The sequence below is a fragment of the Micromonospora sp. 4G55 genome, assembly GCF_016803375.1.
Genome location: NZ_JAEVHN010000382.1, coordinates 1 through 6015, shown reverse-complemented (window position 1 = coordinate 6015; position 6015 = coordinate 1). Strand labels below are relative to the sequence as shown.

The window sequence follows — 6015 nt, the reverse complement described above, 5'->3', positions numbered from 1 at the left end:
GCACTTTCTCGGAAAGAGTGGCTATTCCGCGTGGGATAGCCACTCTTTCCGTGAAAGTGCAGCGCCATGGCACCCCAGGTGTGGGGGTGGGTCAGTCGACGGGCCAGGTGTGGACGGGTTCGTTGCTGCGCTGGAGTTCGGCGTAGCGGCGGGCCATGTGGTGCAGCGCCGCCTCGCGGTGCATGCCCCGGTGGCGCTCGGCCGCCCAGACCGCCTCGGTCTGCCAGACCGCGCCGTTGCGACCGGTACGGCAGCGCTGCTCGATGACGCCGAGCAGCCGGTCCCGCTCGGCCGGGTCGACGCCGAACCGGTCCAACCCGGTCGCCGCCGTCGGCAGCAGCGTGTCGAGGACCAGCTTGGCCACCGGCACGTCCCCGAGACGGGGCCAGTGCAGGACGGCGTCCATGCCGCGCCGGGCGGCGGCGTGGAAGTTCTCCTCGGCGGAGCTGAAGGTGAGCTGGCTCCAGATCGGCCGGTCCGACTCGGCCAGCCCGCGGGCCAGCCCGAAGTAGAAGGCGGCGTTGGCGAGCATGTCCACCACGGTCGGGCCGGCCGGCAGCACCCGGTTCTCCACCCGCAGGTGGGGGCGACCGTCCATGATGTCGTAGACCGGCCGGTTCCAGCGGTAGACCGTGCCGTTGTGCAGCCGCAGTTCCGAGAGCTGGGGGACCCCGCCCGCGTGCAGCACCTCCACCGGGTCCTCGTCCTCGCAGATCGGCAGCAGCGGTGGAAAGTACCGGACGTTCTCCTCGAACAGGTCGAAGATCGAGGTGATCCAGCGCTCGCCGAACCACACCCGGGGTCGTACGCCCTGGGCCTTGAGTTCGTCGGGGCGGGTGTCGGTGGCCTGCTCGAAGAGGGCGATCCGGGTCTCGGCCCAGAGCTGCCGCCCGTAGAGGAAGGGGGAGTTCGCGCCGATCGCGACCTGGACCCCGGCGATCGCCTGGGAGGCGTTCCAGTAGTCGGCGAAGCTGTCCGGCGCGACCTGGAGGTGGAACTGGAGGCTGGTGCAGGCCGCCTCGGGGGCGATCGAGTCGGTGTGGGTCTGGAGCCGTTCCACACCCCGGATGTCCAGCTCGATGTCCTCGCCCCGGGCGCCGACGATCTGGTCGTTGAGCACCCGGTAGCGCTCGTTGGTGGAGAGGTTGTCCACCACCAGGTGCCGCTCGGTGAGCGTGGGCAGGATGCCGACCAGGACGATCCGAGCGTCGGACTTCGCCGCCCGCTCGTCGGCCCGGGTCAGGCTGCTGCGCAGTTCGGCCTCGTACTCGGCGAACCCGCTGCCCTCGATCAGCCGGGGCGCGGCGTTCAGTTCGAGGTTGAACTGGCCGAGTTCGGTCTGGAAGAGCGGGTCGGCGATGGCGGCCAGGATCTCCTCGTTGCGCATCGCCGGTTCGCCCGCCGGGTCCATCAGGTTGAGTTCGATCTCCAGGCCGGTCATCGGCCGGTCCGCGTCGAAGCCGAAGTCGTCCAGCATCAACGCGAAGACGTCCAGGCTGCGCCGAACCTTCTGCCGGTAGCGGACCCGGTCTTCCCGGGAGAAGGCGCCCTGCTCGACGTCCCTACCCATGTGCCCTCCCGGCGCGAGGCGCGCGGGACCGTGTCGTCCCGCCCGCGTTGTGAACAACCACGGTAAGAGCGCCACCTCGCCAGGGCCAGTGGCCCGACGAATACGCGCTGTGGCCCTCTCTACCCAGCGGCCACCGCGGGCACCGGCGCGGCTGACGAATAATCCGTGACAATTTGCACCCGGACACGGGTCGAGGCCCCTGCTCAGGAGAGCAGGGGCCTCGCCGGGTGGGTCCGCAGGGATCAGGCCTGGCGGACGGCCTCACCCTCGATCTCGATCTTGATCTTCTTGCCGACCAGCACGCCGCCGGTCTCCAGCGCCACGTTCCAGGTCAGACCGAAGTCCTCCCGGTCGATCTCGGCGCTCGCGGAGAAGCCGAAGATGTCCTGGCCGAACGGGCTGCGGCCGACGCCCTCGAACTCGACGTCCAGCTCCACCGGCCGGGTGACGCCCTTGATGGTGAGCTCGCCGAGCAGCACGAACTCGTTACCGTCCCGGGACTTCACACCCGTGCTGCGGTACTCCAGCGTCGGGAAGGCCTCGACGTCCAGGAACTCCGGGCTGCGCAGGTGGGCGTCCCGGTCGGCCTGGGCGGTGCTGATGCTGGCGGCCTGGATGGTGGCGGTGACCGAGGACTGCATGGGGTCCTCGGCGATGGTGATGGTCGCCGAGGCGTCGGCGAACTCACCGCGTACCTTGCTGACCATCATGTGCCGGGCGACGAACCCGACCCGCTTGTGAGCCGCATCCAGCAGGTAGGTGCCGGCGGTAGGGACGGTGAGGCCCTCCCAGTCGCGGGTAACCGACTCGGTGCTGGTCATGGTGCGTCCTCCAGGGAAAAGATTGTTTAGAAGCCCAACGACTGACGTAGCAACTATAACTTCAACAATATTCCCCGTGTCAAGCACTGTTAGGATGGCCAGGTGGATCAGAACGTGTTCGACGACCCCCGGATCACCGCCGTCGGCCTCCTCGTCGAGGCGTACGCCGGACTGTCGGCCCGGTTCGCCGACCAGTACGAGGAGCACGGCCTCTCCGCCGTCGAGTTCGAGGTGCTGATGCGGCTCGCCCGGTCCCCCGGGCACCAGCTGCGGATGACCGACCTGGCGGCGCAGACCTCCCTGTCGACCAGCGGAGTGACCCGCGTGGTGGACCGGATGGAACGCGACGGCCTGCTCTGCCGCCGGGCCTGCCCGTCCGACCGCCGCAGCTCGTACGCCGTGGTCACCCCATCGGGGCTGAAACGCCTCGACGAGACCCTCCCCGGTCACCTGCGGATCATCGAGCAGTGGTTCACCGGCCAGCTCGAACCCGCGGCGCTGGCGGCGATGCTCGACGGCCTGCGCCGGGTGCGGGACGCCGTCCACCCGGGGGCGACCGCCGGCAGCACCGAGCCGGCCCCGGCCAACGAACCGGCCGCCTGACGCGTCTGCCCACCGGCAGAACCACCGGCAGAACTGGCCACGCCGGCCCGGACAACCCAGTGAAGTTCCGCAAAGCGGACGTCAGGGGTGGCTAGCCTTCGTCGAGCGCGGGGGGAGCACCTGGGGGGGTGCCGGCGCGAGCGATTGAGCGAGGGGCATCACCAGGGGGCTTTTTCGCTCGCGCCTCCCCGCCCCCGCCGTCGTGCCTCGGGCAGGGATCAGAAGGGGTCGGTCGGTGCGGTTCGGCCGGCGCCACTCACGAAGCCCGGCCCGCTACCCGAGCATGGAGACGACCGCCGCCCGCGGCAGCAGGCGCGTGGCGGCAACGAACACCTTGTTGCGGACGCCGGAGACGACCGTGGGACGGCGGCGCTTCGCCAGGGCGGCCAGCGCGGCGGCGGCCACCTCTTCCGGTGCCTGCACCATCCCTCCTGGTTCGTCGGGTCGCGATCGGGTGGCAGTCATGCCCGGACACACGCCCAGCACGTGGACACCCCGGCCTTTGTTCTCCCGCCACAGCGCCTCGGAGAACGTCGTCACGAACGCCTTGGTGCCGCTGTAGACGCCCAGCGTCGGCGTCGGGGCGAACGCGAGGGTGGAGGAGATGTTCACCAGGGCGTCGCCGCGCCGGGCGTGGCGGAGGAAGGCGTGCGCGAGGGTCACCAGGGCGGCGCAGTTGAGGTTCAGCGTGGCCAGCGAGTCCGCCAGGGCCACGTCGGCGAACGGACCTGTGACGGCGGTTCCCGCGTTGTTGACCAGCACGTTGACCGGGTCCCGCGCGAGGTGTTCCGCGACCGTCGCGAGCCCGGCCGGGGTGGTCAGGTCGGCCACGAGGTGGGCGTGGCCCGGGCCGAGTTCCCGGCGCAGCGCCAGCAGCCCTTCCTCGCCGCGCGCCACGGCCGTCACCGCGTACCCGCGGGCGGCCAACCCCGCGGCGAACGCCCGGCCGATGCCCGCGCTCGCACCCGTCACCAGCGCCCTCACCGCTCCGCCTCCGGCGCCGTACCGGGCGAGAGCAGGAACGAGATGCGCTCCATGACGGACTGCCGCTGGGTGTTGTGGAAGGCGGCGATCCGCCACGCCCCGTCCGCGTCGCGGACCACGGTGTAGGTCTGCACCTTGCCGAGGTCATCGGGGCGCGAGCCGGTGAAGGTGTCGCCGCGCCCGGTGACGACGGCGGCGTCCGCGCTCAGGAACCGCATACCGAGCCAACTGCTCGCCAGCCTGGTGTCCTTCACGAACCCGCCGAACAGGGCGCGGTGGCCCTCGGTGATGTCACGGCGGCCGTCGTAATGGGTCCCCACGTAGGTGGTGTAGGTGGCGTCCTCGGTGAACAGGGCGCCGTAGGCGTCGGCGTCGTTGCGGTCCCACGCCTCGATCAGCCCGTCCATCAGGTCGCAGACCGCTCGGTGGTCCTCGGCGGTCCCGCCGGTGGGCTTGAGGTCGGCACAGTTGGTCGTGCCGGTGTTGCGCACCTCGGAGGTGTTCGCCAGCCAGGCGTACCCGGCACCCGCCGTGACGGCCAGCGCGAGGGCGGTACCGACCAGCGCGTACCTGAGCTTCTTGTTCATCATGGTTCTCCGGTCGTGGTTCTCGGTGTGGTCAGTGCCGGTCGGTGGGAACGAGGCCGGGGGCGATACGGAACGAGATCGCCTCCATGAGCGGGTTGCGCTTGGTGTTGTGGAACGCCGCGATGCGCCAGCACCCGTCCGCCTGACGCACCAGGACGTAGGTCTGGACCTTGCTCAGCCGTTTCGGCCGGGTGCCCTTGTAGGTGTCGCCGCGGCCGGTCACCAGGGCCGTGTCCGGGCCGGGGAACCGGACGTCGAGGACCTCGTCCGCGAGGCACGTGCCCTTGAGGAACTTGGCGAACAGGGTGCGATGGCTCGCCACGATGTCCCGCCGGCCCTGATAGCGGGTGCCGACGAAGGTGACGTAGGTGGCGTCGTCGGTGAACAGGTCGCCATAGGCGTCGGCGTCGTGCCGACCCCACGCGTCGACCAGGGCGTGCAGGACGTCGGTAACGGCTGTCCGGTCATCCGCGGGCATGATTCCTCCAGTGACTTGATACAGATGCTGCATGGGTGCAGTATCTGCGTCTGTGCAGATATTAGGGAAGGGATCGACGGGATGGCAAGTCCGCAGGAGCGGCATGTGATCTTCCGGCGCTACCTGGACGCCGTCGGGCTGCACGGCATGGCGGGCGCCGAGGCCGCCGGCCTGCACGCGACCGAGTGGTACGCGCTGAGCCTGATCAGCCTCGACGGGGCGCTGACCTCAGGCGAGCTGGCCACCCGGACCGGCCTGACCACCGGCGCCACGACGCGCCTGATCGACCGGCTGGAACGCGCCGGCTACGTACGCCGGGCCGCGGACCCGTCCGACCGCCGGAAGGTCGTGGTCCAACCGGTCCCCGACGCCCTCACGCGCATCGACCAGGTCGTCGCACCCGGACGCCGCAAGATCGCCGACGTCCTCGCCCGCTACACGCCCGAGCAGCTCGACCTGCTCTTCGACTACTTCACCCACGCCGCACCCGCCTACCGCGAGGCCACCGAGGAAATCCGCAAACACACCCGCGGCTAGTGCGTCGACCACCCGGGCCGCGTGGACGACGCCCGGGGCTCAGCCGACCGGGCGGAGCCCGCGGAGCAGGTCCTGCTCGTACGGCAGCAGGCGAATCCCGCTCTCCCGGCAGGCCCGGTCGAGACGGTCCAGCACGGCCGGGTCGCCCGTGCTCGCCGCCAACCCCACCAACGCCTCGACCACGTCCCGCCGGTACGGACCGTCGACGCCGGCCTCCGCCGCCGCCCCGAACCACTCCGCGGCCAACTCCCGGTCGCCCCGGTGCAGCGCCACCGTCCCCTCGATGAGGGCGACGATCCCCTCCTCCGGCTGCGGGGCCGTCGCCACCGCCGGGCCCGCACGCCGCTGCCCCACCGGCCACCCGAGCCGGCCCGACCCGGATGGCGACGGCACCACGGCCTCCGGCGACACCGACCCGGAGCGGACCACGACCAC

General features: G+C 70.9%; 7 protein-coding genes and 1 pseudogene. 2 read left to right on the top strand and 6 right to left on the bottom strand.

Going from position 1 to position 6015, the window contains the following annotated elements:
• Positions 1-91: 91 nt before the first annotated feature.
• Complete coding sequence (locus JNW89_RS25070; RefSeq protein ID WP_238450760.1) at positions 92-1570, bottom strand: glutamate--cysteine ligase; 1479 nt, start codon at positions 1568-1570, stop codon at positions 92-94.
• Positions 1571-1812: 242 nt separating this feature from the next.
• Positions 1813-2391 (bottom strand): YceI family protein, encoded by a 579-nt coding sequence (locus JNW89_RS25065; RefSeq protein ID WP_238450759.1) that lies wholly within the window; start codon positions 2389-2391, stop codon positions 1813-1815.
• A 102-nt stretch (positions 2392-2493) separates the two neighbouring features.
• Here JNW89_RS25065 and JNW89_RS25060 point away from each other — a divergent pair, with 102 nt between their 5' ends.
• Positions 2494-2994: a MarR family winged helix-turn-helix transcriptional regulator gene (locus JNW89_RS25060; RefSeq protein ID WP_154940908.1), complete on the top strand. Its 501-nt coding sequence runs from the start codon at positions 2494-2496 to the stop codon at positions 2992-2994.
• Positions 2995-3267: 273 nt separating this feature from the next.
• On the opposite strand, the gene JNW89_RS25055 is transcribed toward JNW89_RS25060, so the two are convergent.
• Genes JNW89_RS25055 through JNW89_RS25045 form a run of 3 tightly spaced genes read right to left on the bottom strand, consistent with a single transcriptional unit; the run spans position 3268 to position 5043 of the window.
• Entirely contained in the window at positions 3268-3978 is a 711-nt protein-coding gene (locus tag JNW89_RS25055; protein WP_238450758.1) for an SDR family oxidoreductase, read from the bottom strand.
• A complete protein-coding gene (locus JNW89_RS25050; RefSeq protein WP_238450756.1) occupies positions 3975-4565 on the bottom strand; it encodes an SgcJ/EcaC family oxidoreductase in 591 nt (196 codons plus the stop codon). The genes JNW89_RS25055 and JNW89_RS25050 overlap by 4 nt, the downstream gene beginning before the upstream one ends.
• Before the next feature lie 31 nt (positions 4566-4596).
• Entirely contained in the window at positions 4597-5043 is a 447-nt protein-coding gene (locus tag JNW89_RS25045; RefSeq protein WP_238450754.1) for an SgcJ/EcaC family oxidoreductase, read from the bottom strand.
• 81 nt (positions 5044-5124) lie between these two features.
• On the opposite strand from JNW89_RS25045, the gene JNW89_RS25040 reads away from it, so the two are divergent.
• Positions 5125-5580: a MarR family winged helix-turn-helix transcriptional regulator gene (locus JNW89_RS25040; RefSeq protein ID WP_238450752.1), complete on the top strand. Its 456-nt coding sequence runs from the start codon at positions 5125-5127 to the stop codon at positions 5578-5580.
• A 39-nt stretch (positions 5581-5619) separates the two neighbouring features.
• Here JNW89_RS25040 and JNW89_RS25035 read toward each other — a convergent pair.
• Positions 5620-6015 (bottom strand): annotated as a pseudogene (locus JNW89_RS25035) (XRE family transcriptional regulator); the annotation flags it as partial.

Coding starts and splice junctions, on each gene's coding strand:
- JNW89_RS25045 (WP_238450754.1), bottom strand. CDS start 5,043: ATGCCCGCGGATGACCGGACAGCCGTTACCGACGTCCTGCACGCCCTG.
- JNW89_RS25065 (WP_238450759.1), bottom strand. CDS start 2,391: ATGACCAGCACCGAGTCGGTTACCCGCGACTGGGAGGGCCTCACCGTC.
- JNW89_RS25050 (WP_238450756.1), bottom strand. CDS start 4,565: ATGAACAAGAAGCTCAGGTACGCGCTGGTCGGTACCGCCCTCGCGCTG.
- JNW89_RS25040 (WP_238450752.1), top strand. CDS start 5,125: ATGGCAAGTCCGCAGGAGCGGCATGTGATCTTCCGGCGCTACCTGGAC.
- JNW89_RS25070 (WP_238450760.1), bottom strand. CDS start 1,570: ATGGGTAGGGACGTCGAGCAGGGCGCCTTCTCCCGGGAAGACCGGGTC.